The 26803-nt window shown below is 71.8% G+C and carries 29 protein-coding genes and 1 tRNA gene; 22 read left to right on the forward strand and 8 right to left on the reverse strand.

What is annotated here, in order from left to right; genetic code table 11:
• Positions 1–13 precede the first annotated feature (13 nt).
• The 3 genes from pth to JI751_RS17185 all read left to right on the forward strand — a co-directional run bounded on the left by pth (position 14) and on the right by JI751_RS17185 (position 1894).
• Positions 14–616: an aminoacyl-tRNA hydrolase gene (gene pth / locus JI751_RS17175; protein WP_372440586.1), complete on the forward strand. Its 603-nt coding sequence runs from the start codon at positions 14–16 to the stop codon at positions 614–616.
• 20 nt (positions 617–636) lie between these two features.
• The gene (locus tag JI751_RS17180; RefSeq protein ID WP_236666414.1) at positions 637–1407 is read left to right on the forward strand and encodes a 3'(2'),5'-bisphosphate nucleotidase CysQ; all 771 of its coding nucleotides are present in this window, start codon (positions 637–639) and stop codon (positions 1405–1407) included.
• A 76-nt stretch (positions 1408–1483) separates the two neighbouring features.
• Positions 1484–1894 (forward strand): VOC family protein, encoded by a 411-nt coding sequence (locus JI751_RS17185; protein WP_201939257.1) that lies wholly within the window; start codon positions 1484–1486, stop codon positions 1892–1894.
• Between the two features lie 67 nt (positions 1895–1961).
• Here JI751_RS17185 and JI751_RS17190 read toward each other — a convergent pair whose 3' ends face one another.
• Positions 1962–2648 carry a hypothetical protein gene (locus tag JI751_RS17190; RefSeq protein ID WP_201939259.1) on the reverse strand — a complete coding sequence of 229 codons (687 nt, stop codon included), beginning with the start codon at positions 2646–2648 and terminating at the stop codon, positions 1962–1964.
• A 183-nt stretch (positions 2649–2831) separates the two neighbouring features.
• On the opposite strand from JI751_RS17190, the gene mfd reads away from it, so the two are divergent.
• Genes mfd through JI751_RS17205 form a run of 3 tightly spaced genes read left to right on the forward strand, consistent with a single transcriptional unit; the run spans position 2832 to position 7490 of the window.
• A complete protein-coding gene (gene mfd / locus JI751_RS17195) occupies positions 2832–6389 on the forward strand; it encodes a transcription-repair coupling factor (protein WP_307814324.1) in 3558 nt (1185 codons plus the stop codon).
• The gene (locus JI751_RS17200) at positions 6386–7057 is read left to right on the forward strand and encodes a hypothetical protein (protein ID WP_201939261.1); all 672 of its coding nucleotides are present in this window, start codon (positions 6386–6388) and stop codon (positions 7055–7057) included. The genes mfd and JI751_RS17200 overlap by 4 nt, the downstream gene beginning before the upstream one ends.
• 7 nt (positions 7058–7064) lie before the next feature.
• Complete coding sequence (locus JI751_RS17205; protein ID WP_201939264.1) at positions 7065–7490, forward strand: MazG nucleotide pyrophosphohydrolase domain-containing protein; 426 nt, start codon at positions 7065–7067, stop codon at positions 7488–7490.
• Here JI751_RS17205 and JI751_RS17210 read toward each other — a convergent pair.
• A complete protein-coding gene (locus JI751_RS17210; protein ID WP_201939266.1) occupies positions 7444–7884 on the reverse strand; it encodes a helix-turn-helix domain-containing protein in 441 nt (146 codons plus the stop codon). The two genes, JI751_RS17205 and JI751_RS17210, sit on opposite strands and share 47 nt — an antisense overlap.
• A gap of 112 nt (positions 7885–7996) precedes the next feature.
• Between JI751_RS17210 and eno the strand changes: the two genes are divergently transcribed.
• The 6 genes from eno to JI751_RS17240 all read left to right on the forward strand — a co-directional run bounded on the left by eno (position 7997) and on the right by JI751_RS17240 (position 12403).
• On the forward strand, positions 7997–9274 hold the full coding sequence (gene eno / locus JI751_RS17215; protein WP_201939270.1) for a phosphopyruvate hydratase: 1278 nt from the start codon (positions 7997–7999) through the stop codon (positions 9272–9274).
• A 19-nt stretch (positions 9275–9293) separates the two neighbouring features.
• The gene (locus JI751_RS17220) at positions 9294–9923 is read left to right on the forward strand and encodes an FtsB family cell division protein (RefSeq protein ID WP_201939272.1); all 630 of its coding nucleotides are present in this window, start codon (positions 9294–9296) and stop codon (positions 9921–9923) included.
• Positions 9920–10432 (forward strand): DUF501 domain-containing protein, encoded by a 513-nt coding sequence (locus JI751_RS17225; RefSeq protein WP_201939274.1) that lies wholly within the window; start codon positions 9920–9922, stop codon positions 10430–10432. The genes JI751_RS17220 and JI751_RS17225 overlap by 4 nt, the downstream gene beginning before the upstream one ends.
• 130 nt (positions 10433–10562) lie before the next feature.
• Positions 10563–11480 (forward strand): Ppx/GppA phosphatase family protein, encoded by a 918-nt coding sequence (locus tag JI751_RS17230; RefSeq protein ID WP_201939276.1) that lies wholly within the window; start codon positions 10563–10565, stop codon positions 11478–11480.
• Positions 11481–11493: 13 nt separating this feature from the next.
• Entirely contained in the window at positions 11494–12309 is an 816-nt protein-coding gene (locus tag JI751_RS17235; protein WP_201939278.1) for a uracil-DNA glycosylase, read from the forward strand.
• Between the two features lie 20 nt (positions 12310–12329).
• A tRNA-Leu gene (locus JI751_RS17240) sits at positions 12330–12403 on the forward strand.
• Positions 12404–12407: 4 nt separating this feature from the next.
• On the opposite strand, the gene JI751_RS17245 is transcribed toward JI751_RS17240, so the two are convergent.
• Both JI751_RS17245 and JI751_RS17250 read right to left on the reverse strand, forming a co-directional pair.
• The gene (locus JI751_RS17245; protein ID WP_307814326.1) at positions 12408–14372 is read right to left on the reverse strand and encodes a GTP-binding protein; all 1965 of its coding nucleotides are present in this window, start codon (positions 14370–14372) and stop codon (positions 12408–12410) included.
• A 132-nt stretch (positions 14373–14504) separates the two neighbouring features.
• On the reverse strand, positions 14505–14897 hold the full coding sequence (locus JI751_RS17250) for a cupin domain-containing protein (RefSeq protein ID WP_201939279.1): 393 nt from the start codon (positions 14895–14897) through the stop codon (positions 14505–14507).
• 67 nt (positions 14898–14964) lie between these two features.
• Here JI751_RS17250 and JI751_RS21625 point away from each other — a divergent pair, with 67 nt between their 5' ends.
• Both JI751_RS21625 and JI751_RS17260 read left to right on the forward strand, forming a co-directional pair.
• Positions 14965–16230, forward strand: a complete 1266-nt coding sequence (locus JI751_RS21625) for a calcium-binding protein (protein ID WP_307814328.1) — start codon at positions 14965–14967, stop codon at positions 16228–16230.
• A 155-nt stretch (positions 16231–16385) separates the two neighbouring features.
• Positions 16386–17252, forward strand: a complete 867-nt coding sequence (locus tag JI751_RS17260; RefSeq protein ID WP_201939281.1) for a Bax inhibitor-1/YccA family protein — start codon at positions 16386–16388, stop codon at positions 17250–17252.
• Positions 17253–17377: 125 nt separating this feature from the next.
• On the opposite strand, the gene JI751_RS17265 is transcribed toward JI751_RS17260, so the two are convergent.
• Positions 17378–18421 carry an SGNH/GDSL hydrolase family protein gene (locus JI751_RS17265; RefSeq protein WP_201939282.1) on the reverse strand — a complete coding sequence of 348 codons (1044 nt, stop codon included), beginning with the start codon at positions 18419–18421 and terminating at the stop codon, positions 17378–17380.
• 40 nt (positions 18422–18461) lie between these two features.
• Here JI751_RS17265 and JI751_RS17270 point away from each other — a divergent pair, with 40 nt between their 5' ends.
• From JI751_RS17270 to JI751_RS17285, 4 genes are read left to right on the forward strand one after another with little or no spacing between them, the layout of a single operon-like run.
• Positions 18462–19868, forward strand: coding sequence for a cystathionine beta-synthase (locus JI751_RS17270; RefSeq protein ID WP_201939283.1), 1407 nt, complete (start codon positions 18462–18464; stop codon positions 19866–19868).
• Positions 19865–20293, forward strand: coding sequence for a hypothetical protein (locus tag JI751_RS17275; RefSeq protein WP_201939284.1), 429 nt, complete (start codon positions 19865–19867; stop codon positions 20291–20293). The genes JI751_RS17270 and JI751_RS17275 overlap by 4 nt, the downstream gene beginning before the upstream one ends.
• A 1-nt stretch (position 20294) precedes the next feature.
• Positions 20295–21074, forward strand: a complete 780-nt coding sequence (locus JI751_RS17280; RefSeq protein ID WP_201939292.1) for a TSUP family transporter — start codon at positions 20295–20297, stop codon at positions 21072–21074.
• A gap of 16 nt (positions 21075–21090) precedes the next feature.
• The gene (locus tag JI751_RS17285) at positions 21091–22152 is read left to right on the forward strand and encodes a YihY/virulence factor BrkB family protein (protein WP_201939294.1); all 1062 of its coding nucleotides are present in this window, start codon (positions 21091–21093) and stop codon (positions 22150–22152) included.
• Here JI751_RS17285 and JI751_RS17290 read toward each other — a convergent pair.
• On the reverse strand, positions 22116–22478 hold the full coding sequence (locus JI751_RS17290) for a YchJ family protein (protein WP_201939296.1): 363 nt from the start codon (positions 22476–22478) through the stop codon (positions 22116–22118). The genes JI751_RS17285 and JI751_RS17290 overlap by 37 nt on opposite strands.
• An 86-nt stretch (positions 22479–22564) precedes the next feature.
• On the opposite strand from JI751_RS17290, the gene abmR reads away from it, so the two are divergent.
• The 4 genes from abmR to JI751_RS17310 all read left to right on the forward strand — a co-directional run bounded on the left by abmR (position 22565) and on the right by JI751_RS17310 (position 25217).
• Positions 22565–23182: an ATP-binding transcription factor AbmR gene (gene abmR / locus JI751_RS17295; RefSeq protein ID WP_307814332.1), complete on the forward strand. Its 618-nt coding sequence runs from the start codon at positions 22565–22567 to the stop codon at positions 23180–23182.
• A gap of 120 nt (positions 23183–23302) precedes the next feature.
• Entirely contained in the window at positions 23303–23839 is a 537-nt protein-coding gene (locus tag JI751_RS17300; RefSeq protein ID WP_201939297.1) for a mycothiol transferase, read from the forward strand.
• A 25-nt stretch (positions 23840–23864) separates the two neighbouring features.
• A complete protein-coding gene (locus JI751_RS17305) occupies positions 23865–24527 on the forward strand; it encodes a response regulator (protein WP_201939298.1) in 663 nt (220 codons plus the stop codon).
• 102 nt (positions 24528–24629) lie between these two features.
• A complete protein-coding gene (locus tag JI751_RS17310; RefSeq protein WP_201939299.1) occupies positions 24630–25217 on the forward strand; it encodes a hypothetical protein in 588 nt (195 codons plus the stop codon).
• 100 nt (positions 25218–25317) lie between these two features.
• Here the strand turns inward: JI751_RS17310 and JI751_RS17315 are convergent, their stop codons facing one another.
• Positions 25318–25779, reverse strand: a complete 462-nt coding sequence (locus JI751_RS17315) for a pyridoxamine 5'-phosphate oxidase family protein (RefSeq protein WP_201939300.1) — start codon at positions 25777–25779, stop codon at positions 25318–25320.
• 83 nt (positions 25780–25862) lie between these two features.
• Positions 25863–26798: an SPFH domain-containing protein gene (locus tag JI751_RS17320; protein WP_201939301.1), complete on the reverse strand. Its 936-nt coding sequence runs from the start codon at positions 26796–26798 to the stop codon at positions 25863–25865.
• Positions 26799–26803 lie beyond the last annotated feature (5 nt).

The following is a 26803-nucleotide window of genomic DNA, read 5'->3' on the forward strand; positions in this document are numbered from 1 at the left end:
GAGGACTGGAAGGATGGACGGCGTGAGCGACGTACCCACCTCGGACGTCTGGCTGGTGGTCGGCCTCGGCAACCCCGGACCGGGCTACGCCGGGCACCGCCACAACATCGGCTACCTGGTCAACGACGAGCTGGCGAGCCGGATGGGCTCGCCGTTCAGGTCGCACAAGACCGGTCGCGCGGACGTCGTCGAGGGCCGGCTCTCGATCGGCGGTCCCCGTGTGGTGCTCGCGCGCGGCCGGGGCTACATGAACGAGTCGGGCGGGCCGGTCAAGGCGCTCGCCACGTTCTACAAGGTGGCTCCCGACCACATCGTCGCGATCCACGACGAGCTCGACATCGCCTTCGGCACGCTCCGGATCAAGCTCGGTGGCGGCGACAACGGCCACAACGGCCTCAAGTCGATGCGCTCCTCCCTGGGCACCGGTGACTTCTACCGCGTCCGCGCGGGCATCGGCCGGCCGCCGGGGCGCCAGGACGTCGCCGACTTCGTGCTGTCCAACTACTCCACGGTCGAGCGCAAGGAGCTGCCGTTCCAGGTCGGCGACGCCGCCGACGCGGTCGAGTCGCTGATCACCGACGGCCTCGAGAAGACCCAGCAGCGCTTCAACTCCTGATGCTCAATAGGCTGGCCGTCATGATCGATCCCACCACGCTCGACGACCACGCCTTCGCCGTCTGGGCGGCCGAACGAGCCGGTACGGTCCTGCTCGACGTACGCGCCGGTGCGGAGGCCGACGGCCTCGAGGGCAAGGCCCTCAAGGATGCCGGCGACGCCGCCGCCCAGGCCGAGCTCGACCGGGTGCTGACCGCGCACCGCCCCGGCGACTCCGTGCTGTCGGAGGAGGCCGCGGACGACAAGTCGCGCCTGACCGCGAAGCGCGTGTGGATCATCGACCCGCTCGACGGCACCCGCGAGTTCTCCGAGCCCCCGCGCGACGACTGGGCCGTCCACGTCGCGCTCTGGGAGGACGGCGAGCTCGTGGCGGGTGCCGTCGCGCAGCCCGCCCTGGGCGAGACGTTCAGCACGGGCCGTCCGCTGGTCGTGCCGCCCCGGACGTCCGACCGGCCCCGCATCGCGGTCTCCCGCAGCCGTCCGCCCGCCTTCGTCGAGGCGCTCGCCGCCGAGCTCGGCGCCGAGCTGGTCCCGATGGGCAGCGCCGGCGTCAAGGTGATGAGCGTGGTCCGCGACGTCGCGGACGCCTACGTCCACGCCGGTGGGCAGTACCAGTGGGACAACGCCGCGCCCGTCGCCGTCGCCCGGGCCGCCGGCCTCCACTGCAGCCGGGTCGACGGCTCGCCGATCGTCTACAACGAGGACGACACGTCGCTGCCCGACCTCATCGTGTGCCGCCCCGAGCTGGCCGAGCAGATCATCGAGTTCGTACGCCAGCACGGCACCGACTGACCCCGGGTAGTTCAGGACGAGATGGTGGCCGGGAAACCCCGCGGACGACCGTCTAACCTGAACTAGCGTGGCGCGCATGACCTCCTTCGTCTCGCACACGACCGTCGACTGCCACGATGCCTACGAGCTCTCCGAGTGGTGGAAGTCCCTGCTGGGCTACGTCGATCGCGAGGGCGACCCCAACGAGCCGGGGCACGAGGAGTGCGAGATCCACGACCCCGAGACCGGTCACACCATCCTCTTCCTCGAGGTCACCGACGCCGAGCTGCCGGCGAAGCGGATCCACTTCGACGTACGCCCCCGCGCGGGCACCCGCGACGAGGAGATCGAGCGGGTGCGCGGCCTCGGGGCGACCGAGGTCGCCGACCACCGCGGGCAGTACGGCCCGGGGACCGGATGGGTGGTCTTCGCCGACCCCGAGGGCAACCAGTTCTGCGTCCTGCGCTCGCAGGCCGAGGTGGACGCGGGGCCGCCGCCGGTCGGCTGAGGCGACCGAACGCAGCGACCCCCGGCAGACCAGGTCTGCCGGGGGTCGTCGTGCGCGTTGCGTCAGGTCAGCCGACGAAGGTCTTCCAGACGAAGCCGTTGGCGAGGTACTTGGAGTCGCCCTTGACGACGAAGCTCCAGTACCAGGTGCCGCCGCGGCGGGGCAGGGTGATCTTGTACTTGCCCTTCGCGTTGGTCTTGATGGTCTTGAACTTCTTGTAGCCGGTCTTCTGCTTGCGCGAGACCTTGATGACGACCTTCTTCTTGCCGTAGCTGGGCGTCACCTTGCCCTTGAGCACGAAGCCCGAGCTCGGGTAGGTGATCTTGCGGGCCACCTCGATGCCGAGCGGCGCCGACTCGCTCGCGGCGTAGTTGTCGGCGAAGGTGTTGGCGGCGGTCCCACCGCTGTAGGTGGCCTTGTAGGCGGTGTTCTGCTCCGGCTTGAAGTCGGTCCACGCGATGTAGCCGCTGGCGGGCTGGGTCTCGATCGCGGTCCACGTGGTCGAGCCGGCGGGCATCGCCCACAGCGTGGCGGTGTCCGCGTCGTTGTAGGGCGACCCGCCGTCGGAGGCGTCGATCTCGGAGGTGAAGGAGACCTCGTCGCCGTAGGTCACCCGCGGCTCGCCGTAGCTCAGCTCCAGGATGATGGACGTGGTCAGGTTGTCGGTGGCCTGGCTGGGCGCGGCGATCGCGATCGGCGTCAGTCCGGCAAGTCCTGCCGTGACCGCATAGGCCACGATTCGGTTGATGCGCATGTCCCCGTTGTTCCTCTCGAGAAGACGTCAGATTCAGGTGAAGTCCGGTGTGATCTGGGTGCTACCCCGTGACGCGTGGGGCAAACCCCTACCCCCGTAGACTTATCACTTCCCCCCATCCGACTCGGACGGGGGCCTTCTCGCATGCCCCGGCCTGTCCCGCCCTGTCCCGAAGGGATCCTCGTGTCGTCCACGCCGCTCCTCGCCGTCGCCGAGCGCGTCGTCGCCGCCCCCACGCTCGCCGGGGCGCTGGCCGACGCCGCGGTCCGCAACGCGCTCGACCTGACCGGTCCGGGAGCCCTGCGACCGTTCGTCGTGCACGGCCTCGTGGCCCGCGGACGCACCGTCCTCGCGGTCACCGCGACCTCGCGCGAGGCCGAGGACCTGGTCGAGGAGCTCGCCGACCTCGTCGATCCCGACACCGTCGCCTACTACCCGAGCTGGGAGACGCTGCCGCACGAGCGGCTCAGCCCACGCAGCGACACCGTCGGTCGCCGGCTCGCGGTGCTGCGCCGGCTGCGTCACCCCGGCACGGACGCGGCCAACGGCCCGCTCCAAGTGGTCGTCGCGCCGATCCGCAGCCTGCTGCAGCCGCAGGTCCCGGGGCTCGCCGACATCGAGCCCGTCGAGCTGGCGCCCGGCGACACGAGCCCGCTCGAGGACGTCGTCCGCGGCCTCGCCGAGGCGGCGTACTCCCGCGTCGACATGGTCGAGCGGCGCGGCGAGTTCGCCGTGCGCGGCGGCATCGTCGACGTCTTCCCGCCCACCGAGGAGCACCCGCTGCGGGTGGAGTTCTGGGGCGACGACGTGGAGGAGATCCGCGCCTTCTCCGTGGCCGACCAGCGCACGCTGGAGACGGTGCAGCGCCTCTGGGCGCCGCCGTGCCGCGAGCTGCTGCTCACCGACGACGTACGCCGTCGCGCGGCGGAGCTGGGCCAGGCGCACCCGCAGCTGCTCGAGCTCACCGACAAGATGGCCGCGGGCATCGCCGTCGAGGGGATGGAGTCGCTCGCGCCGGTGCTCGTCGACGAGATGGAGCTGCTCGTCGACCTGATGCCGGCCGACACGACCGTGCTGGTGCTCGACCCCGAGCGTGCCCGCAGCCGCGCGCACGACCTCGTCGCCACGAGCGAGGAGTTCCTCGGCGCGTCGTGGGCCGCGGCCGCCGGCGGTGGCACCGCGCCGATCGACCTCGGCGCCGCGTCCTACCGCGAGATCGCCGACGTCCGGCTGCACGCGCTCGGGCTCGGGCACGCCTGGTGGGCGGTGAGCCCGTTCGGCCTCGACGAGGTGGAGGACGAGTCGCTCACCCTCGAGGTGCACCCGGCCGAGTCCTACCGCGGTGACCTCGAGCAGGCCGTCACCGACATCCGCGACTGGCTCGACCGCGGCCTCGACGTCGTGGTCGTCCACGCCGGCCACGGTCCCGCGCAGCGCTTCGTCGAGCTCCTCGGCGAGCACGACGTCGCGGCCAGGCTGGTCGAGGAGGGCGGCACCGCCGGTCCGGGCGTCGTCACCGTCACCTGCGGCAGCGTCGTCAACGGCCTCGTCGACGACCAGGCCAAGGTCGCGATCCTCACCGGCGACGACCTGTCGGGCCAGAAGGCGTCGACGCGCGACATGCGCCGGATGCCCACGCGCCGCAAGAAGCAGATCGACCCGCTCGAGCTCAAGGCCGGCGACTACGTCGTCCACGAGCAGCACGGCGTCGGCCGCTTCGTCGAGATGAAGCAGCGCGAGATCGGCGGGGCGGTGCGCGAGTACCTCGTGCTGGAGTACGGCGCCAGCAAGCGCGGCGGACCCAACGACATGCTCTACGTCCCGGCCGACACCCTCGACCAGGTCACCCGCTACGTGGGTGGCGAGAACCCGAGCCTCGACCGGCTCGGCGGCGGCGACTGGACCAAGCGCAAGAACAAGGCGCGCCGGGCGGTCCGCGAGATCGCCGCGGAGCTGATCAAGCTCTACGCCGCGCGCCAGGCGACGAAGGGCTTCGCCTACGGTCCGGACACCCCGTGGCAGCGCGAGCTCGAGGACGCCTTCCCGTTCACCGAGACGGTCGACCAGCTCACCACGGTCGACGAGGTCAAGGCCGACATGCGCCAGGTGGTCCCGATGGACCGGCTCGTGTGCGGTGACGTCGGATACGGCAAGACCGAGATCGCGGTGCGGGCCGCCTTCAAGGCCGTGCAGGACGGTAAGCAGGTCGCCGTGCTGGTGCCGACGACGCTGCTCGTCACCCAGCACATGTCGACGTTCTCCGAGCGGATGACCGGCTTCCCGGTGGTCATCAAGGGGCTCTCGCGGTTCCAGACCGACAAGGAGGCCAAGGAGGTCATCACCGGTCTCGAGGACGGCTCGGTCGACATCGTGGTCGGCACCCACCGCCTGCTCAACCCCGACATCAAGGTCAAGGACCTCGGCCTGATCATCGTCGACGAGGAGCAGCGCTTCGGCGTCGAGCACAAGGAGCAGATGAAGCGGATGCGCACCTCCGTCGACGTGCTGTCGATGAGTGCGACGCCGATCCCGCGCACGCTCGAGATGGCGGTCACCGGCATCCGCGAGATGTCGACGATCACCACCCCGCCCGAGGAGCGGCACCCGGTGCTGACCTACGTCGGCGCCTACGAGGACCGCCAGGTCGTCGCGGCCGTGCGCCGTGAGCTGCTGCGCGAGGGCCAGGTCTTCTACATCCACAACCGGGTGCAGTCGATCGAGAAGGCGGCCGCCCGGATCCGCGAGCTCGTGCCGGAGGCGCGCGTCGCCACCGCGCACGGCCAGATGGGCGAGCACGCGCTCGAGCAGGTCATGCTCGACTTCTGGGAGAAGCGCTTCGACGTGCTGGTCTGCACGACCATCGTCGAGAGCGGCCTCGACGTCTCCAACGCCAACACCATGATCATCGAGCGCTCCGACACCCTCGGCCTCTCGCAGCTCCACCAGCTGCGCGGGCGCGTCGGCCGCTCGCGCGAGCGGGCCTACGCCTACTTCCTCTACCCGGCGGAGAAGCCGCTCACCGAGACCGCCCACGAGCGGCTCGCCACCCTGGCCCAGCACTCCGACCTCGGCGGCGGCATGGCGATCGCGATGAAGGACCTCGAGATCCGCGGCGCCGGCAACCTGCTCGGCGGTGAGCAGTCCGGCCACATCGCCGACGTCGGCTTCGACCTCTACGTCCGGCTGGTGGGCGAGGCGGTCGCGGAGTTCAAGGGCGGCAACGAGGAGGAGCTCGCCGAGGTCCGCATCGAGCTGCCCGTCGACGCGCACCTCCCGCACGACTACATCCCGAGCGAGCGGCTGCGCCTCGAGATCTACAAGCGCCTCGCCGAGGTGCGCTCCGACGCCGACGTCGAGGAGGTGCGCGCCGAGCTGGTCGACCGCTACGGCGAGCCGCCCGAGGTCGTGCAGTCGCTGCTCTTCGTGGCGCTCTTCCGGGCCCGGTGCCGCCAGGTCGGCGTGGGCGAGGTGACGCTGGCCGGCAAGTACGTCCGGTTCGCGCCGGTCGACCTCCCCGACTCCCGCGTCGTACGCCTCCAGCGGCTGCATCCGAAGTCCGTGGTCAAGGCACCGGTGCGTACGATCCTCGTGCCGAGGCCGCAGGGAACCGGGTTCCCCGTGCGTCCGGTGGCCGGCATCGCCCTGCTTGAATGGGCTCGCCGTGTGGTCGACGACGTGATCGCCGCGCCGACACCCCCAGCAGCGCCAACGACAGCAGATGGACCGAGGAGCGACTCGTGAGCACAACCCGCCTGATGACGGCCGCGACGATCAGTGTCGCCGGGCTGCTGCTGACCGGGTGCGGCAGCGCCGCCCCGGGGATCGCGGCGAAGATCGGCGACGAGACGCTCACCGTCAGGGACATCGACACCGCCACCTCGCACTACTGCACGTCCGTGGGTGACCAGCTCGAGTCGCCGGTCCCGATGAGCTTCGTGCGGCAGTACGTCGTCCAGCTCCTCACCCTGCGCTCGCAGGCCGACCAGGTCGCCGAGGACTACGGCGTGACGGCGGGCTCGACCTACGAGAACGACGTCGCGCAGCGGCAGGGCACCGCCGGCACGATGCCCGAGGAGGTGCGCGAGGACTACATCACGCTGACCTCGACGCCCGCCTACGCGCAGGACATCGTCGACCAGGTCGGCGCGATCGTGCTCGACGACCAGGGCATCGCCGACCCGACCACCGACCAGGTCACGCAGGCCGGGCTCGACGTCTTCAACCAGTGGCCCGACGCCAACGGCATCGACATCGACCCGCGCTACGGCCTGACCAACGTCGACGGCGTGCTCAAGCCGGTCGACACCAACACCTCCGTGGCCGTCGGCGACACCGCCAAGTCCGGCCTCGCCGACACGCCGGACCCGGAGTTCGCGAAGACCCTGCCGACGACCCACCGTTGCGGCTGACCTGCCGATGACGGCCTCGTCGGGCGGCTCGGAGCTGGAGGCGTTCGCCGACCAGATGCGGGTGCTCCAGCGCGAGTGCGCGTGGAAGCGCGAGCAGACCCACACCTCGCTGATCCCCTACTTGCGCGAGGAGGCCGAGGAGGTCGTCGAGGCGATCGAGTCGGGCGACCCTGCAGCGCTGTGCGACGAGCTCGGCGACCTGCTCCTCCAGGTGGTGATCCATGCGGTGATCGCCGAGGAGGCCGGCGAGTTCACGCTCGACGACGTCGCGCGGGGCGTACGCGCCAAGATGGAGCGTCGCAACCCCCACGTCTTCGGCGACGCCGTCGCCACCACCGTCGACGAGGTGATGGCGCTCTACAACGCGGCCAAGGCGGCCGAGAAGGCTACGGGTCGAGAGGCACCACCTGCGGGTCCGGCGCGAACGCGCTGACGTGGGCCGCCGCGACCGAGGGGCGCTCGTCGTAGGAGGTCCAGGCGGGCAGGGAGATCCCGTCGGGCGGGTGGAAGTGGACGTCGCCGGGCGCGGCGACCTCCCACGTCGTCGGGTCGGCGCGCCACTCGGACGGCGAGGCCCCGAGCTCACGGCGGAAGGCGCGGACGAAGACGTCGTAGCCGCGGAAGCCGCAGTCGGTCGAGATGTCCTGGAGCCTGAGGTCGGTCTCGTGGGCCAGCCACGCCGCGCGCTCGAGGAGGAGCCGGTCGCGGAACCGTGACGCGGACTCACCCGCCATCGCCCGACGGATCCGGGCGCCCACCTCGTCGTCGTCCGGCCGGTGGAGGAACGCGTCGAGGAACGCGTCGAGGTGGTCGGCGGCGGTGGGCACGGCGCCCACGCTAGCCAGCCCCGCGGACACCCCGGCGACGTACGGCGTCGACGTGGCTAGGCTGGCCGCCGTCCCCTCAGTCTGACCATTCGTCACCTCCAGGAGCACCCTCATGTCGATCATCGCCGCAGTCGGCGCCCGCGAGATCCTCGACTCGCGCGGCAACCCCACCGTCGAGGTGGAGGTCCTCCTCGAGGACGGCGCGTTCGGTCGCGCGGCCGTGCCCAGTGGCGCGTCCACCGGCGCCTTCGAGGCGGTCGAGCTCCGCGACGGCGGCAAGCGCTACCTCGGCAAGGGCGTGCAGAAGGCCGTGTCCGGTGTGGTCGACGAGATCTCCGGCGTCGTCATCGGCCTCGACGCCGACGACCAGCGCCTCGTCGACCAGGCGATGCTCGACCTCGACGGCACCGCCAACAAGGCCAAGCTCGGCGCCAACGCGATCCTCGGCGTCTCGCTCGCCACCGCGAAGGCCGCGGCCGAGTCGTCGGGCCTGCCGCTGTTTCGCTACGTCGGCGGCCCCAACGCCCACCTGCTGCCCGTGCCGATGATGAACATCGTCAACGGCGGGTCCCACGCCGACTCCAACGTCGACGTCCAGGAGTTCATGATCGCGCCGATCGGCGCCGCCACCTTCCGCGAGGCGCTCCAGCACGGCGCGGAGGTCTACCACGCCCTCAAGTCGGTGCTGAAGAAGAAGGGCCTCTCGACCGGCCTCGGCGACGAGGGCGGCTTCGCCCCCAACCTCGACAGCAACCGCGCCGCCCTCGACCTGATCGCGGAGGCGGTCAAGTCCGCCGGCTTCGCGCTGGGCAAGGACATCGCGCTCGCGATGGACGTCGCGGCGAGCGAGTTCTTCGACAAGAAGAAGTACGTCTTCGAGGGCGCGAAGAAGTCGACCGACGAGATGGTCGCCTACTACTCCGACCTCGTCGACTCCTACCCGATCGTCTCCATCGAGGACCCGCTCGACGAGGAGGACTGGGCCGGCTGGAAGACGATGACCGACGCGCTCGGCGACCGGACCCAGCTCGTCGGCGACGACCTCTTCGTGACCAACGTCGAGCGGCTCCAGCGCGGCATCGACTCGAGCACGGCCAACGCCATGCTGGTGAAGGTCAACCAGATCGGCTCGCTGACCGAGACCCTCGACGCCGTCGAGCTCGCCCACCGCGCCGGCTTCCGCAACATGATGAGCCACCGCTCCGGCGAGACCGAGGACACCACCATCGCCGACCTCGCCGTGGCCACCAACTGCGGCCAGATCAAGACCGGTGCGCCGGCCCGGTCGGACCGCGTCGCCAAGTACAACCAGCTCCTCCGCATCGAGGACGAGCTGGGTGACGCGGCTCGCTACGCCGGTCGGGGTGCCTTCCCGCGATTCGGCGGCTGAACGGGGCAGACTGTCCGCCATGCCTTCCCAGCGTCGTACGTCACGCGGTGGGCCCAGCGGCAACGGATCACGCGGACCGGGGCAGGGCAGCACCACGCGCCCCGGCGACCGTTCGACGAGGCCGCGCACCACGGCGGCGCGTACGCCGGTCGCGACGGTCGCGGACACCGGGAGCCAGCGCGCGGTGCGACCCGCCGCGCAGCGGAGCGTGCGCCGACCCCGTTTCACCGGCCGTGCGGCCGTGCTGGTGCTGGTGCTCGCCGTGCTGACGGTGTCCTACGCGTCGTCGCTGCGCGCCTACCTCCAGCAGCGTGCCCACATCGGCGAGCTCAAGTCGCAGATCGCGACGCGCGAGTCCAGCATCGACGACCTCGAGCGCGAGAAGCAGCGGTGGGACGACCCGGCGTACGTCAAGGCGCAGGCGCGTGCCCGCTTCGGGTACCTGATGCCCGGTGAGTCCGGCTTCGAGGTCATCGGCACCGACGGCAAGCCTCTCGAGGCGCAGGCCACGCTCAACGACCCGTCCGACGTGATCAAGACCGTGCCCAAGGCGTGGTGGACCGCCGCCTGGGAGTCGATGGAGCTGGCCGGCAACCCGCCGCCGCCCGGCGAGGAGCCGGCCGACCTGATCGACGGCAGCAAGCAGTGAGCGACATCGATCCCGCCGACGTCGAGGCGATCCGCGCGCAGCTCGAGCGCAAGCCGCGGGGCATCGACTCCATCGGCCACCGCTGCCCGTGCGGCAACCCCGACGTGGTCACGACGGAGCCGCGGCTGCCCGACGGCTCGCCGTTCCCGACGACCTTCTACCTCACCTGCCCGCGCGCGGCCTCGCGCATCGGCACGCTCGAGGGCTCGCACGTGATGAAGGAGATGGAGGCGCGCCTCGGGACCGACGAGGAGCTCGCCGCCGCCTACCGTGCCGCGCACGAGCGCTACCTCGCCTTCCGTGCCGAGGTGGGGGAGCGGGCCGGGCTCGAGGTGCCCGAGATCGACGGCATCTCCGCCGGCGGGATGCCCGACCGCGTGAAGTGCCTGCACGTCCTCGCCGCCCAGTCGCTCGCGATGGGCCGCGGGGTCAACCCGCTCGGCGACGAGGTGCTCGACGCCCTCGGGGCGTGGTGGGAGTCCGGCCCCTGCGTGGCCGTCGACCGCTGACCGGGCGATCCCTCGCGCTGGAACACCCCGACCGGGCGATTCCTCGCGCTGGCGTGCGGTTCCCAGCGCGAGGAAGTGCCCGGTCGGCACCTCTCGGCGCGAGGAAGTGCCCGGTCGGCAGAATGAGGGCATGAGCACCCTCGTCGCCGCGATCGACTGCGGCACCAACTCGATCAAGGTGCTCATCGGCAGCCGCCGCGACGACGGCACCCTCGACGTCGTGCTCCGCGAGTCAAGGGTCGTCCGGCTCGGCCAGGACGTCGACCGGACGGGGCGGCTCGCCGACGAGGCGCTGGAGCGGACCTTCGCCGCGATCGACGAGCTCGGCGCCACGATCCGCGCGCACGACGTCGACCCCGCCCGCCTGCGCTTCTGCGCCACCTCCGCCACCCGCGACGCCAGCAACGCGGCGGTCTTCGCCGAGGGCGTACGTCGTCGCCTCGGCGTGGAGCCCGAGGTGCTGTCCGGCGACGAGGAGGCGGCGCTCGTCTTCGCCGGGGCCATCGCCGCCCAGTCGCCGATGCCGCCCGAGCCGGTCCTGGTCGTCGACATCGGCGGAGGCTCGACGGAGCTGGTGCTCGGCGAGGGGGAGGACCGTCGGGCCGTGTCGATGGACATCGGCTCCGTCCGGCTCCACGAACGGCACCTGCACAGCGACCCGCCGACGGCCGCCGAGGTCGCGGCCTGCGTCGCCGACATCGACCAGCACCTCGACGCCTGCGGCGTGCCGCTCGACCGGGCGCGGACGGCCATCGGCACCTCCGGCACGATCAAGACACTGGCCTGCGGCGTCCTCGGGCTCGGCACCTACGACCGCGACGCCTTCGACGGCGCCACCCTCTCCAACGCGGACACCTCCGACTTCGTGGACCGGTTGGTCGCGATGACGGTCGAGGACCGACGCGCGCTGCCCTACATGCACCCCGGCCGCGCCGACGTGATCGGCGCCGGAGCCCTGATCTGGAGCGGGATCCTGGCCCGCGTGCCGGTGCCCGACCACCTCGTCTCCGAGGCCGACATCCTCCACGGCATCGCCGCCGCGATCTGATGGGGACGGTGTCATGACCCTCCTGCCGCACCCGGTGGTCGGTGGGTCCTTCACCAGCCCGGTCGCGCCCGGCACCGGGTGGCCGGACGACCCGGCCTCCCAGGGCACGCCCGTGGCCCGCGACCCCGACGACGTACGCCGTCTCGCCACCGCCGAGACCCTCGCCGAGCTCGACGCCCGCGTGAGCGTGTGCTCGGCATGCCCGCGGCTGGTGACCTGGCGCGAGGACGTCGCGGTCGAGAAGCGGGCGTCGTTCGCCGGTGAGCCCTACTGGGGCCGGCCGATCAACGGCTGGGGCGACCCCGAGCCGTCGCTGCTCATCGTCGGGCTCGCTCCGGCCGCCAACGGCGGCAACCGGACCGGGCGGATCTTCACCGGCGACCCGAGCGCGGACTGGCTCTTCGCGAGCCTGCACCGCACCGGGTGGGCCGCCCAGCCGACGAGCGAGCACGCCGGTGACGGCCAGCGGCTGATCGACGCCCGGATGGTCGCGACCGTGCGCTGCGCGCCGCCGGACAACAAGCCGACCCCCGCCGAGCGCGACACCTGCGCACCGTGGATCGCCGCCGAGCTCGCGCTGCTGCCGACCGTCCGCGCCGTCGTCGCCCTCGGCTCCTTCGGCTGGGACGGAGCGGTCCGTTCGCTCGTGGCCGCTGGAGCGGAGGCGCCGGCCAGGCGGCCGAAGTTCGGCCACGGCTCCGAGCTCGTGCTCGGCGACGTCACCCTGATCGGCTGCTACCACCCGTCGCCGCACAACACCTACACCGGACGGCTGACCCGTGAGATGACCGACGCCGTCTTCGAGCGCGCCCGCGCGCTGACAGACTGACCCCGTCCGCCACGCGGCACGCCCCGGTATCCCAACCGGTAGAGGAAGCGGTCTTAAAAACCGCACAGTCTGGGTTCGAACCCCAGCCGGGGCACGCTTCATCGCCGTCGGGTCGGCCCCCGTCCCCGCACCGGCTGGTAGCCGTCGAACCTCGACTCCAGGACACCCTCGCCGCCGGTGAGGTCGGGCAGCTGGTGCTGGAGGTCGTGCAGGTGGGCCGCCAGGAGGCGGGCGTCGATCCGGGTGAGGTCGCCGCTGGACGTCTGGCCGGTGAGCTCCGTGCCCCAGCGGCCGAGCAGCGTGAGCAGCTGCGGGGCGTCGCGGGTCGGCACCTCGAGGCTCACCATCAGCACCGGCTCGCACACCTGGGTCGTCGCGTCGGCCACCGCCTGGCGTACGACCACCGGCACCAGCTTGCGGAAGTCGAGGGCGGTCGGCAGCGGCCCGCGCTGCGACGGCGGGCCGTCCCACGAGGCGTACGCCGTCTCGGTGAGGGTCACGCGGCAGTCCGTGACCTCCCACCCGGACGGCCCGCGCGACAGGGCGCGCGCGACGTGCCGCTCCATCACGGCGGTGAAGTGCTCGACCGACGTGAAGAGGAAGAGCGGCAGGTCGCGGAGCGGGACGTCGAGGTCGAACACGACACCGCTGCCGGGGGCGGCCGGGGCGAGCCGGAGACCGATGGTCGCCCAGTAGGGGTTGGTCGGGGTGTTGAAGCGCTCGATCGACGTGCCGACCCGGCGCAGCCGCTCGACGTGCAGCACGCTCGCCTCGCTGAACTCCACCTCGATGCCGTGCTCGTCGGCGAGCGTCGAGGCGATGACCTCCTGCTGGACCCGACCGTAGAGCGACACCGTCGGGCGGCCGTTCTCGTCGGTGCGGGCCGCGATCAGCGGGTCCTGGTCGGCGAGCTGGGCCAGGGCGACCCGGAGGGCGGGACGCTGCGCCGGGTCGCACGCCTCGACCGACGCCTCCAGGGTCGGCGGCGGGAAGTGGTGGTCCTCGGCGCGCGCCGACGTGCCGAACCCGTCGCCCACGCGGACCGCCGCGAGACCGAGCAGCCGGGCGACCTGGCCTGCGTGCGCCTCCGCGGCGCGCGTCCACCGGCCGTCGCGGAAGACCTCGACCCCCGAGACCTTCCCGGACCGGCCGCCGGTGAGCTCGACGCGCTGCCGGGCCCGGAGCGTGCCCGCGAACATCCGCACGTAGGCGACCTTCTCGCCCGCCGCGCCCCGGTCGACCTTGAAGACGCGCCCGGAGGGCTCGCCTCCCACGCACTCGTCGTGGGGCCCGGGGAGCAGGCGCGCGATCCCGGCGACCAGCTCGGGCACGCCGGCACCGGTGGCCGCCGACCCGGCGAAGACCGGGTGCAGGTCCCCGGCCCGGGTCTGCTCGGCGACCAGCGACATCAGCTGGTCCGGCGTACGGTCCTCGCCGTCGAGCCACGCCTCGAGCAGCGCGTCGTCGTGCTCGGCCAGCGCGACCGTCTCCCGTTCGCGGAACGCACGGTCGTGGTCGGCGTACGCCGTGAAGGCGGCGGACCGCGCGCCGAGCCCCGCCGCGGTGCCCATCGGCAGGATCGCCGGCGTCAGCCGCGTCCGGACGGCCTCGAGCACGGCGTCGACGTCGGCGCCGACCCGGTCGATCTTGTTGACGAACAGCAGCGTCGGGACCCCGAGCCGCTGGAGCGCCCGCATGAGGATCCGGGTCTGCGGCTGGACGCCCTCCACCGCAGACAGCACGAGGACGCAGCCGTCGAGCACGCCGAGGACGCGCTCGACCTCGGCGATGAAGTCGGGGTGTCCGGGGGTGTCGATGACGTTGACGACGAGGTCGTCGAGGGTGAACGCGACGACGGCGGACTTGATGGTGATGCCGCGCCGGCGCTCGAGCGCGAGGCTGTCGGTCTGCGTGGTGCCGGAGTCGACGGAGCCGGGCTCGTCGATCACCCCGGCCAGGTGGAGCAGCCGTTCGGTGAGGGTGGTCTTACCGGCGTCGACGTGGGCGAGGATGCCCAGGTTCAGCGAACGGCTCGGGGCGGAGCTGGATGGGCGCGGGTGCACGCGAGGTCCCTTCGAGGAGGTGGATGCGGACGGGAGCGTGCGTAGCTCGCATCTCGGTGCCTCTCCGTGGGACGTCGGCCGGACTGCCCGGCTCCCTGCACGGTAGGCAGGGGCGGGCGCCGCGGCAACGGGTTATCCGTCCACGGCCCGGGGTCCGTCGACGTTGACGGTCGGGATGCCACCGCCCACTCGCGCGATGACTGCCAGCGAAGGCTCACCACCGGGGTTCGACTCCCGGTGGACGGTCCACGCGGGGACGTGGACGAAGTCACCCACGACGGCGTCGAGGTGGCCGTCGTGACCCTCGAACTCCAGGCGCAGCACGCCGCGCACGACGTAGAGGCTCGACTCGTTGCGCTCGTGGTGGTGCCAGCCCGACACGGCGCCGGGCTCGGTCACGACCTGGCCGGCCCACAGGAGGGGCAGCTCGAACGCGAGGGCTCGCTGCATGCCGAGCGTCGGGTCGGCCGACTCCAGGTCGGCGGGCGTGTAGACCCGGACGGGACGGGGCAGCTCGTCGCTCATGTGCCGACTCTCGCGCTGGGGACGTCCGGACATCAAGCGATGGCATGATCGGCCGATGAGATCCCGGGTGACAGCGTCGACCCTCGTCGGCCTGCTCGCCCTCGCCGCGAGCGGGTACGCCGCACCGGCGCGCTCGGCGCCCGCGACCTGCGCCGGAGTGACCGCCACGATCGTCGGCACCACCGGCGACGACGTGCTGACCGGCACGCCGGGTGACGACGTGATCGCGGCTCTGGACGGCAACGACGAGATCGACGGCGGGTCCGGCAACGACCTCGTCTGCGGCGACGCGGGCGCCGACCTGCTGCACGGGGGACCGGGCGACGACCGCCTCTACGGAGGCGACAACGGCCTCGTGCCGCTCTTCGAGAGCGAGCCGGAGCCGTCCGGGGACACGCTCGTGCCCGGCCCCGGCGACGACCTCGTCGACGTCGGCGTCAACACCGTGATCCGCGACGACGGCTACAACAGCCCCGACACGATCGACTACTCCGCCTCGGCGACCGGCGTCGCCGTCGACCTCGTGTCGGGAGTCGCGACCGGGGAGGGCGCCGACACCGTGGTCGTCGCACAGCCCCCTCCCGTGAGCGGCGCGGTGGTCGAGCTCCTCGGCTCCGGCCACCCCGACCGCCTGCTCGGCACCGAGGGCCCCGACCAGCTCGTCGGCAACGGCGGCGGTGACCGGATCGAGGGCAGCGGGGGCGACGACCTCCTGATGAACGCGTGGGACGCCTACGAGTACGACGGTGTGCGCGGCGAGTCCTACGACGACGTCTTCGACGGGGGCGCCGGCGACGACCTCCTCGACTCGACCGGCGGCACCGACCTGCTGCTCGGCGGTGACGGCGCGGACCACGTCCGCCAGGAGGGTGGCAGGGGCAGGCTGGACGGCGGCGCCGGTCGTGACGAGCTCGAGGTCTACCTGGGCTCGGGCCGCCACCGACTCGTCGGCGGACCCGGTCGCGACGAGGTGTCCCTGGACGTCCTCCGGAGCGGCGCCCGGGCGCGCGGGGTGATGGACCACGCCCGCGAGCGGTTCGTGGTCCGCCTCTCGCACCGCCGGCCGGTGCGCGCCGCGATCCTCGACGTCGAGCGCGTCGTGATGCCCGTCAACCCCGGCACCTGGACCTACCTCGGCACCCCGGGGGACGACCGCGTCACCGGCGCGGCGTCGTACACCGCCAGGGGTCGCGGTGGCGACGACGTCCTCATCGGGTCGTACGACGACGACGTGCTGCTCGGCGGTCCCGGGCGTGATCGCGTCGTCGGAGGTCGCGGCGACGACCGGTGCCGCGGCGAGGACCTGACGGGCTGCGAGATCCGACTTTGGTAGCACCCAGCCTGAGAAGTTGCTGTGAGGGGAACAGCGCCGCTTCCGTGCACGTTTGAACAGATGTCGCCCCGGCTAGAGTGGAGTGACGACAGGCGCCGTCACCGCGACGGCGTCGCACCTCCGGAACCTCCGGAGGCGGCCTCCAAGGAGAGACCATGAGAAGCAACAATCCCGTGTTCAACCGTTCCGAGGAGTTCAACCGCGCCTCGTCGAACGCCTACGGCAACCAGACCTACGCCGGCGGCGGCCAGACCTATCCCGGCTACGGCGACACCGGAACCGACCCGTCCCAGTGGGGCACCGGCACGCCCGGCCAGGTCGACCAGGGCCGGATGACCATCGACTCCGTCGTGCAGAAGACGGCCATCTCGATCGCGCTGGTCTTCGCGACCGCCTTCGCCACCTGGTGGTGGATCGGCGACGTCGTCGACGGCAACGTGATCGACCAGGACGCCGCGGGCCGCGCCCAGATGCTGGCCGTGGTCGGCGCCGGTGGCGCGTTCCTGCTGTCGCTGGTGAACTCCTTCAAGCGCGTCATCAGCCCGGCGCTCGTGCTGGCCTTCGCCGCTGCGGAGGGTGTGGCGCTCGGTGCGGTCAGCAAGTTCTTCGACACCCTCTACCCGGGCGTCGTGACCCAGGCCGTGCTCGGCACCTTCGCCGCGTTCGTCGGCACGCTCGCTGCCTACAAGTTCCTCAACATCAAGGTGGGCGACAAGTTCCGCCGCGGCGTCGTCGCCGGCATGTTCGCGATGGTGGGCCTCGGACTGCTGTCCCTCGTGCTGAGCTTCTTCGGCATCAGCACCGGCCTCTACGGCAACGGCGGCCTCGGCTTCGTCTTCGCCCTCGCCGGCCTGGTGCTCGGCATCTTCATGCTGATCCTCGACTTCGACTTCGTCGAGCAGGGCGTCGCGGCCGGTCTCCCGGAGCGCGAGTCCTGGCGTGCGGCCTTCGGCCTCACCGTCAGCCTGGTCTGGATCTACACCAACCTGCTCCGCATCCTCGCGATCATCCGGGGCGACTGACCACCCCGCAGATCAGCTGATCTGAGCTCCGCCGGCCCGCTCGAGCACGCCTCGGGCGGGCCGGCGTCATTTCTGGACCCGCACCGGAGCGGTGCGTGAGGGGGATCCCGGGGTTCCCGAGTCCCTCACTCACCGCTCGACGGTGCGGGACCGGCCGCGGTCTCGTGGTCCTCGTGCTCGCCCGGCGACTCGGCGTCGGTGGCGGGGCGCCGGCGGCGGTGCCGCAGCTCGACCCAGCGCCCGCGGAGGCCGCGCTGGTTGCCACCGACCTCGGTTCCGTCGACCTCCGTGCCGGGCGTACGCGCCGCGCGCACCGCCGCGGCCGCGACCGGGAGGATCCCCTCGCGTCGCCGGGGCTCGGGCAGGGCCTCGTCGTCCGGCAGCAGGTCGAGGGCTGCGAGGCATGACGGGATGAGGACGGAGGCCAGCTGGCGGTAGCCGTCGGCCGACGGGTGGAACCGGTCGGGCCCGAACAGCACGGCCGGGGCGGCGTCGAACTCGGGGCCGAGGATGTCGCCGAGCGACACCGAGCGGCCGCCGTTCTCGACGACGGTGATGGTCTGCGCGGCCGCGAGCCGGCGCGACCACTCGCGCGCCACCTGCTTGAGCGGCGGCGGGATCGGCCGGATCGTGCCGAGGTCGGGGCACGTGCCGACGACCACTTGGATGCCGGCCTCGCGCAGGCGGCGTACGCCCTCGGCCAGGTGGCGCACGGACGCGGAGGGCAGCACGGTGTGGGTGACGTCGTTGGCCCCGATGAGCACGACGGCGAGGTCGGGGTGGGTGCCGATCGCGGCGTCGGCCTGGTCGGCGAGCGCGCTGGACTGCGCGCCGACCTTGGCGAAGGACCGCAGGTGCACGCGGCGGTCGGCCTGCGCGGCGACGCCCGTCGCGAGGTGCGCACCGGTGGTGTCCTCGACCCGCTCGACGCCGTAGCCGGCGGCGCTGGAGTCGCCCAGCAGCGCGATCCGGATCGCGGGGCCGGGGCGGCCGCGGCCGTACCACCCGGTCGAGTCGAGCGCCGACTCGGTCGCGTTGCCGATGATCCTCCGGGCGAACTTCGCCTCGAGCACCAGGACGCCGTAGAGCCCTCCCCCGAGCACGGAGAGTCCGCCGCCGCCCAGGGCCGCGGCCGATGCCAGTTTGCGTGCTGCTCCGGTTGCCCCCACGGTTTCATGTTACGAGTCAGTAGGTCGTTACATTGACCGGGTGCAGTACGCGAACTCCGTCCTCGACCTCATCGGCAACACTCCGCTCGTCCGGCTCGGCCGGACCCTGGACCTCGAGGGGGGCGCCGAGGGCGGCCCGCTGGTCCTCGCCAAGGTGGAGTACCTGAACCCCGGCGGGTCCGTGAAGGACCGTATCGCCACCCGCATGATCGAGGCGGCGGAGGCGTCCGGCGAGCTCCAGCCCGGGGGCACGATCGTCGAGCCGACGTCCGGCAACACCGGTGTCGGGCTGGCGATGGTGGCCCAGCAGAAGGGCTACAAGTGCGTCTTCGTGTGCCCCGACAAGGTGAGCGTCGACAAGCGCAACGTGCTCCGGGCCTACGGCGCCGAGGTCGTGGTCTGCCCGACCGCCGTCGCGCCGGAGCACCCCGACTCCTACTACAACGTGAGTGACCGGCTCGCCTCCGAGCCGGGCGCGTGGAAGCCCAACCAGTACGCCAACCCGCACAACCCGCGCTCCCACTACGAGACCACCGGCCCGGAGATCTGGGAGCAGACGGAGGGCCGGATCACGCACTTCGTGTGCGGCATGGGCACCGGCGGCACCATCAGCGGCGTCGGGCGCTACCTCAAGGAGCAGGCCGCCAAGGAGGGTCGTGAGGTCCAGGTCATCGGCGCCGACCCGGCCGGCTCGGTCTACTCCGGCGGCACCGGCCGCCCCTACCTCGTCGAGGGCGTGGGTGAGGACTTCTGGCCCGAGACCTACGACCGGACCGTCGCGGACCGCGTCATCGAGGTCTCCGACGCCGACTCGTTCGCCTTCACCCGCCGCCTCGCGCGCGAGGAGGCGCTCCTCGTCGGCGGGTCGTGCGGCATGGCCGCCTGGGCCGCGCGGCAGGTCGCGCAGGAGCTCGCCGCCGAGGGCCGTACCGACGCCGTCGTCGTCGTGCTGCTGCCCGACTCCGGGCGCGGCTACCTCAGCAAGATCTTCAACGACGAGTGGCTCGCTCAGTACGGCTTCGCCTCGGGCGCGGAGGCCGACCACCGCACCGTCGGGGAGGTGCTGCGCGGCAAGTCCGGCCGGCTACCCGACCTGGTGCACACCCACCCCGGCGAGACGATCGCCGAGGCCGTCCACATCCTGCAGGAGTACGGCGTCAGCCAGATGCCCGTCGTCATGGCCGAGCCGCCGATCGTCGCGGCCGAGGTCGCGGGCTCGGTGTCCGAGCGCACGCTGCTCGACGCCCTGTTCACCGGCGCGGCGAAGATGACCGACCGCGTCGACGACCACATGTCCGCGGCCCTGCCGACGATCGGCGCTTCCGAGGCGGCGAGCGACGCCGTCACCCTGCTCGAGAAGGCCGACGCCGTGCTCGTGCACGAGGACGGCAAGCCGATCGGCGTGCTGACCCGCCAGGACCTCCTCACTTTCGTGGCCGCCTCGTGAGCGCCGCCCGTCTGCTCGGCGCGGGCCTCGTCCTGGCCTGCGTGGCCACGCTCTCCGGGTGCAGCGGCGGTGACGACGACGTCGACACCGGCACCGACCCGGTGGAGGTGGAGGTCGGCAAGACCTTCAGCTGGAACGGCTTCGTCGTCGAGGACGGCTGGGAGGTCACCGGGATCGAGCGCTCCACCGGCGCCGAGGAGGTGACCACCCCGGAGGTGAAGGGCACGATCAAGAACACGCTCTCCGAGGAGCGCGCCGCGATCTTCCAGATGGTCTTCTCCACCGACGGCGACCCCGTCGCGACGGTCAACTGCTCGGCGGCGAAGATGGTCGAGGACCAGTCGCAGGAGTTCATCTGCCCCGGTCTCAACGCCACCATGCCCGAGGACTACGACGCGGTCGTGGTGCAGGAGTTCACCCGCTGACGTGGGGGACCTGACGCTCGAGGTCGTCCTCTTCCTGGTCCTCGCGGCCCTGGTCGCGGGCTTCGTCGACGCGGTGGTCGGCGGCGGTGGGCTCGTGCAGCTGCCCGCCCTGCTGGTCGGCCTGCCGGGCGCCTCGGTCGTGCAGATCGCGGCCACCAACAAGCTCGCGTCCTTCTGCGGCACGTCGATCAGCGCGACGACGTACGTCCGTCGCATCCGCCCCGATCCGCGCACGTTCCTGCCGCTGATGCTCGCCGCCTTCGCCGGGTCGACCGGCGGCGCGCTCGTGGCGTCGCTGCTCCCGCGGAGCGCCTTCGACCCGATCATCCTGGTCGTGCTGGTGCTCGTCGGCGGCTACGTCTGGTTCAAGCCGAGCGTCGGGGAGCTGACCAGCCTGCGCTTCCAGGGCGGCCAGCACCTCGCGGCCGTGCTGCTGACCGGCCTGACGATCGGCTTCTACGACGGCGCGATCGGGCCCGGCACCGGGTCGTTCCTGGTCTTCGCGCTCGTCGGGCTGTTCGGCTACAACTTCCTCGAGGCCTCCGCCAAGGCCAAGCTCGCGAACTGGGCGACCAACCTCGCCGCGCTCGTGGTCTTCGTCCCGCAGGGTGCGGTCATCTGGCAGCTCGCGCTGCCGATGGCCGCCGCCAACATCGTCGGCGGCTACCTCGGCGCGCGACTGGCGATGGCGAAGGGCGCCCGGTTCGTCCGCGCGTTCTTCCTGGTCGTGGTCTCCGGCTTCGTCGTACGACTCGGCGGTGACGTGCTCGGCTGGTGGTGACCGGTACCCTCCCCACGTGGGAGCGGTCTCGTCAGTCGATGCGTTCCAGCGCCGTCATCCGGTCCTCGGCTTCCCGCTCGCGGTGATCTACAAGTACTTCGACGACCAAGGCCCCTACCTCGCCTCGGCGCTGACCTACTACGCGTTCGTCGCGATCTTCCCGCTCATGCTGCTGGGCACCTCGATCCTCGGGATCATCCTGCGCGGCGAGCCCAACTGGCAGCAGTCGATCCTCGACTCCGCGCTCGCCCAGTTCCCCATCATCGGCGACGAGCTCGGCCGGCCCGAGGGGCTCTCGGGCTCGTTCACCGGTGTCGCGGTCGGTGCCCTCGCCGCCCTCTACGGCGCGATGGGGCTCGGCCAGGCCCTCCAGAACACCCAGCACGTCGCGTGGTCGGTGCCGCGCAACAGCCGGCCCAACCCGTTCTACGCCCGGCTCAAGACGCTCGTCCTGCTCGTCACCGCCGGTTTCTCCCTGCTGGCCGTGTCGATCGTGGCGACCGTCGCCAGCACCACCGACGTCTTCACCGAGGTGCTCGGGCCTGGCCGCCAGTACTTCCTGCCGGTGCTGACGATCCTCGTGGTCGGCACCTTCCTCACGCACCTCTTCCGCTACGCCGCCACCGGGCAGCGTTCCTTCCGGCGTGCGGCGCCCGGTGGCTACACCCTCGCCGTCATGTGGCAGCTGCTGCAGATCGCGGGAGCGGCCTACGTCAACAACGTGCTGGTCGACACCTCGTCGATGACCAAGACCTTCGGCCTGGTCCTCGGTCTGATCGGCTTCCTCTGGATCGGCGCCGTGATGGCCGTGCTGGCGATGGAGATCAACGTCGTGGCGGCGCGGAAGCTGTGGCCCCGCGCCCTGCTGACGCCGTTCACCGACAACGTCGACCTCACCGACGCGGACCGCGAGGCCTACGCGCTCTATGCCCGGATGCAGCGCCACAAGGGCTTCGAGAAGGTCCAGGTCGTGTGGGAGCCGGGCCCGGTCGAGCTCAAGGCGGCCGAGGAGAACGAGCTCGACGGTCCCCCGAGCGACGCTCAGTCCACCTCGACCTCGACCTCGCCGTCGACGTAGACCCAGCGCCCCGCCCGCCGCTCGAAGCGGCTCACCTCGTGCATCTCCCCGCCCTCCCACGACGCGACGAACTGCACCGTGTCGCCCTCGGTGGCGACGATCCGCAGGCCGGTCCACCGCGTGGCCGGGTCGGGGCGTACGTCGTCCGGGCGGGTGCGCGGGTGCCACGTCCGGAACAGGTGGTCGGCGTCCCCGCGGACGTAGGCCGTGTAGCGCGAGCGCATCAGCTGCTCCGGTGTTCCGGCCTGCTCGCGGTGGGCGAGGAGCGGCTCGCAGCAGGCGTCGTACGACGCTCCGGTGCCGCACGGGCAGGGCGGTCGGTCCATGCCCCCAGCCTAGGTGGGAACACATCCGCTGGTGCGATCGTTGCAAGGGTGTAATCATGTAAGCACTGCAAGAAGGAGACAGACACATGACGACCCGAGACGACAACGACGAGAGCCGCGGACGCGGTGAAGGACGAGGCCGCGGACGACGTGGCGAGCGGGGTGGCCCCGAGGGCCGCGGCCGCCGGGGAGGCTGGCAGGTCGCCGACCTCCCGCCCGCCGGCGATGCCGCCGACTGGTTCCGCGGGCGCCTGCCCGAGGGCTGGTTCAGCGAGATCGACGTGCGCACCGACCGTGAGGAGATCACGGTGATGGGAACGCTGAGCGACGCGCAGGCCGACGGCGCCGACGGGGCCGCGGCGGAGGGCCGGATCGGCCGCTTCCGCTCGGAGACCAAGGCCGAGCGCATCGAGATCGCGCTCGAGGCCCAGGCGCGCTACCAGCGCACGGTGTCGTGGGGGGTGCGGCTCGGTGACACCGAGGCGCTGTTCACCCACGTCGCCGCTCCGGTGATGACCCGGCTGCGTCAGCCCGAGCGACAGGTGCTCGACACACTCGTCGACGCCGGCGTCGCCCGGTCGCGCTCGGACGCGCTCGCCTGGTCGGTCCGCCTCGTCGGCGAGCACGCCGACGAGTGGCTCGCCCAGCTGCGCGACGCGATGGCCGAGGTCGACAAGCTGCGCGGCGAGGGCCCTGCCCTCTGACCCTCGCATCCCCGCCCGCGGAGACACGCAGGCATTGCTCCGGCCGCCGCGCTCACCCGAGCGCGGCGGCCGATGCATGTCCGGTGCCATGCCGGTGCGTCTCCGACTAGGTTGCCCGTCATGACGATCGAGCGACCCGAGCCCGGCTTCAGCAACGACGAGGTCGGCATGCTCCGCAGCTTCATCGACCACTACCGCGGCACCATCAGGCTCCAGGCGAGCGGCCTCACCGACGAGCAGCTCGAGCAGACGCTGCCGCCCAGCGACCTCACGCTCGGCGGGATGCTCAAGCACCTCGCCTTCGTCGAGGACTACTGGCTCTCCTACAACCTCGCCGCCCACGAGCCGTCACCGCCGTGGGACACCGCTCCCTGGGACGAGGATCCCGACTGGGACTGGCACAGCGCCGCCGGGACGCCCCACGCCGAGCTCGACGCACTGCTCGCCGAGGCCATCGTCCGCTCCGACGCGTGCCTCGATGCAGCCCTCGCGGCCGACCCCGACCTCGGTCGCCACGTCGCGCGGCCGCGCGACCCAGCCAAGGGCGACACCGCCACCATCCGCTGGGCGCTGGTGCACATGGTCGAGGAGTACGCCCGCCACGCCGGGCACGCCGACCTCATCCGCCAGTCGATCGACGGCGCCACCGACGTCTGAGCCTCGACTCTGGTGGAATGGCTCCATGCCCGACCCGATCCGCGTCTACCTGCTCGACGACCACGACGTCGTACGGCAGGGGCTGCGCTTCCTCCTCGAGCAGCAGGACGACATCGAGGTGGTCGGCGAGTCGGGCAGCGCGGTCGAGGCGACGGCGCGGATCCCGGCCCTGCGCCCCGACGTCGCCGTCCTCGACGCCCGCCTGCCCGACGGCTCGGGCATCGAGGTGTGCCGCTCGGTGCGGGCCGTGGACCCGTCCATCAACGCCCTCATCCTGACGTCGTACGACGACGACGACGCGTTGTTCGCGGCGATCATGGCCGGCGCGTCGGGCTACGTGCTCAAGGAGATCCGCAGCTCGGACCTGGTCACCGCGGTGCGCCACGTGGCCGCCGGCAACTCGCTCATCGACCCGGCGCTGACGGCCACCGTCCTGGACCGGATCCGCAACGGACCGGGCACCCCCGACGAGCTGGCGTCCCTCACCGACCAGGAGCGGATCCTGCTCGGTCACATCGCCGAGGGCCTCACCAACCGCCAGATCGCCGAGCAGATGTTCCTCGCCGAGAAGACGGTCAAGAACTACGTGTCCAGCATCCTGGCCAAGCTCGGGCTCGAACGGCGGACACAGGCGGCCGTGCTGGCCTCCAAGCTCCTCCGGGACTCCCCGGGACAACGGGGGACCTAGGTCCTCTGCGCGCGGGACCGGCGACCCTGCCCACCGCGCGACGTCCGCGCGACTCTGGTGGTGACCCAGCAAGCACACACACCACCGAAGGAGGGGATGGCGATGTCCGTCATCCACCGTCACCACGACGAGACCGATGCAGTCCACGCTCCGACCCACCACGACCACGGACCCTGGTTCGACCGGGCCCTGGCCACCCTGCGGATCGCCTTCGGAATCACGTTCCTGTGGGCGTTCCTCGACAAGCTCTTCGCGCTGGGCTTCCACACCGGCTACGACCAGAACGGCGTGCTGGACCGGTTCGGTCCCGCGGCCTGGGTCAACGGCGGCAGCCCCACCGAGGGCTTCCTCTCCTTCGGTGTCCCCGAGAACAACCCCTTCAAGGGCTTCTTCACCGGCATGGCCGACTCGGTGTTCATCGAGTGGCTCTTCATGCTCGGCCTGCTCGGGATCGGCGTGACGCTGCTCCTCGGGGTGGGCATGAGGATCGGCACCGCGGCCGGCGCGCTGATGTACGCGTTCATGTACGCAGCGTCCCTCCCGCTGGAGAACAACCCGGTCGTCGACGACCACCTCGTCGGCGTGATCGTGATGGCGGTCCTCGCCCTGGGCGCGGCCGGCACCACGTGGGGGCTGGGTCACTGGTGGAACCGCCAGCGCGTGGTGGAGGACCACCCCGTGCTGCGGTGACCAGCAGGCCCCGGAAGCCCGACGCCCCACGGCGTCGGGCTTTCCTGCATGCCAGGTCCGCGCCGGGTGACGTCGCCGCCGGGTGACGTCACCGCGCGGCCTAGGCGAAGCGGCGTACGGGCAGGTGCTCCCACGGGTCCCACCCGCCACCGAGCTGGCGGCCGGTGACCTCGGTGCACGGGATGCGGACGACCAGGTTGCGCTGGCCCTCGGCCCACGGACGCGGCTGCCACGACCGGGCGATCCGCGCGAGGTCCTCGTGGTCGTCGACGAACGATGCGCGTCCGCGCACGACGACGCTCCAGCCGCGCTTGAGCTCGTGGTCGAACTGGTCGACCTCGAAGCACAGCTGCGCGTCGCGACCGTAGGTCCCGATCAGGCTGTACGCCGTCGTGCGGACGAGCACCGACTCCTGGCCGCCGTCCATGTCGTCGATGTCCAGGGCGTAGTTGACCGGGACGATGTGCGGTCCGTCGGGGGTGGCGAGCGCCACCCGCCCGGCGACGCCGGCCCTCAGCAGGCGCGAGCAGTCGTCGCGGGAGAGGTCGTGGGACATGGGCATGGGGTCCTCCTGCCGGTGGGACTCCCAGCCTCCCCGCAGGGTGCGCCCGCGGGCAGGGCCGAAGGTCCCGCGGGCTCGAGCCCCTACGGCCCCTGGTTGGTGATCAGCCCGCCGGTCGTCGGCTGGTAGGGGTTGAGCCCGTGGTCGATGGCGTACTGCTTGAGGTAGCCCTCCTGGCCCAGCACCTTGATCCGCTCGGCGATCTTCGCCGCCTCGGCCTTCTCGACCTCGACCTGCGCCTGCGCGGCCTTCACCTGGGCGGCGGCCTCGGCCTCCTTGGCCTTGGCGCGCGCCACCGCCTCCTGCTGCGCGACGAGCGCGGCCTTGACCGACTCCGGCGGCACGGGCTTCTGGAGGGTGATCGCGAAGTCGGTGAAGAACTCCTCGTCGCCGTCGATCTGGCGCCCCACCAGCTCGGGCATCTGCTCGAGCACTTCCTGCTCCCACTGCGCCTTGACGGCCGGGTCGGTGTAGAGCTCGGTGTAGGTGTAGTTCTGGCTGGCGCGGTCGATCGCGGTCTCCAGCGGTCGGCTGATGTAGACGCTCAGCATCTGCAGCCACCCCGCCGAGCCGTTGCCGTCGGTGGAGTCCATGTAGGCGGCGTAGCGGTTGCCGATGAGGTCGTGGAACTTCTGGAGCGTCTTGCAGTCGGTGTTGAGGAGGAAGGCCGCGACCCCGTCGACCGACATCTCGATGCCGTCCTTGCTCACGAACGTCACCATCGGCCGGTCACCGCCCTCGCCGAAGACGTAGTTGCGCTGGCTCTTGGGGTACGAGTAGTGCTTGTCGCCCGGACCGTCCCAGGCACGCGTCGAGCTCGACACGCAGTCCTTGAAGCGCCGCGGCGTGAAGGCGCCGTCGCTGTAGTGCAGGGCCACCTGGTCGGGGCCGGTCGACACGGTCGTCGGCCGCACGAAGATCAGCACCCCGATCGCCAGGACCAGCAGCAGGAGGAAGCCGCCCGACGCCTTCTTCAGCGCTCCGGCGCGGCCGGCGATCTTGTTCGCAGTGGTCGACATCGTGG

The organism is Nocardioides baculatus (assembly GCF_016735675.1).
Taxonomy (GTDB): domain Bacteria; phylum Actinomycetota; class Actinomycetes; order Propionibacteriales; family Nocardioidaceae; genus Nocardioides; species Nocardioides baculatus.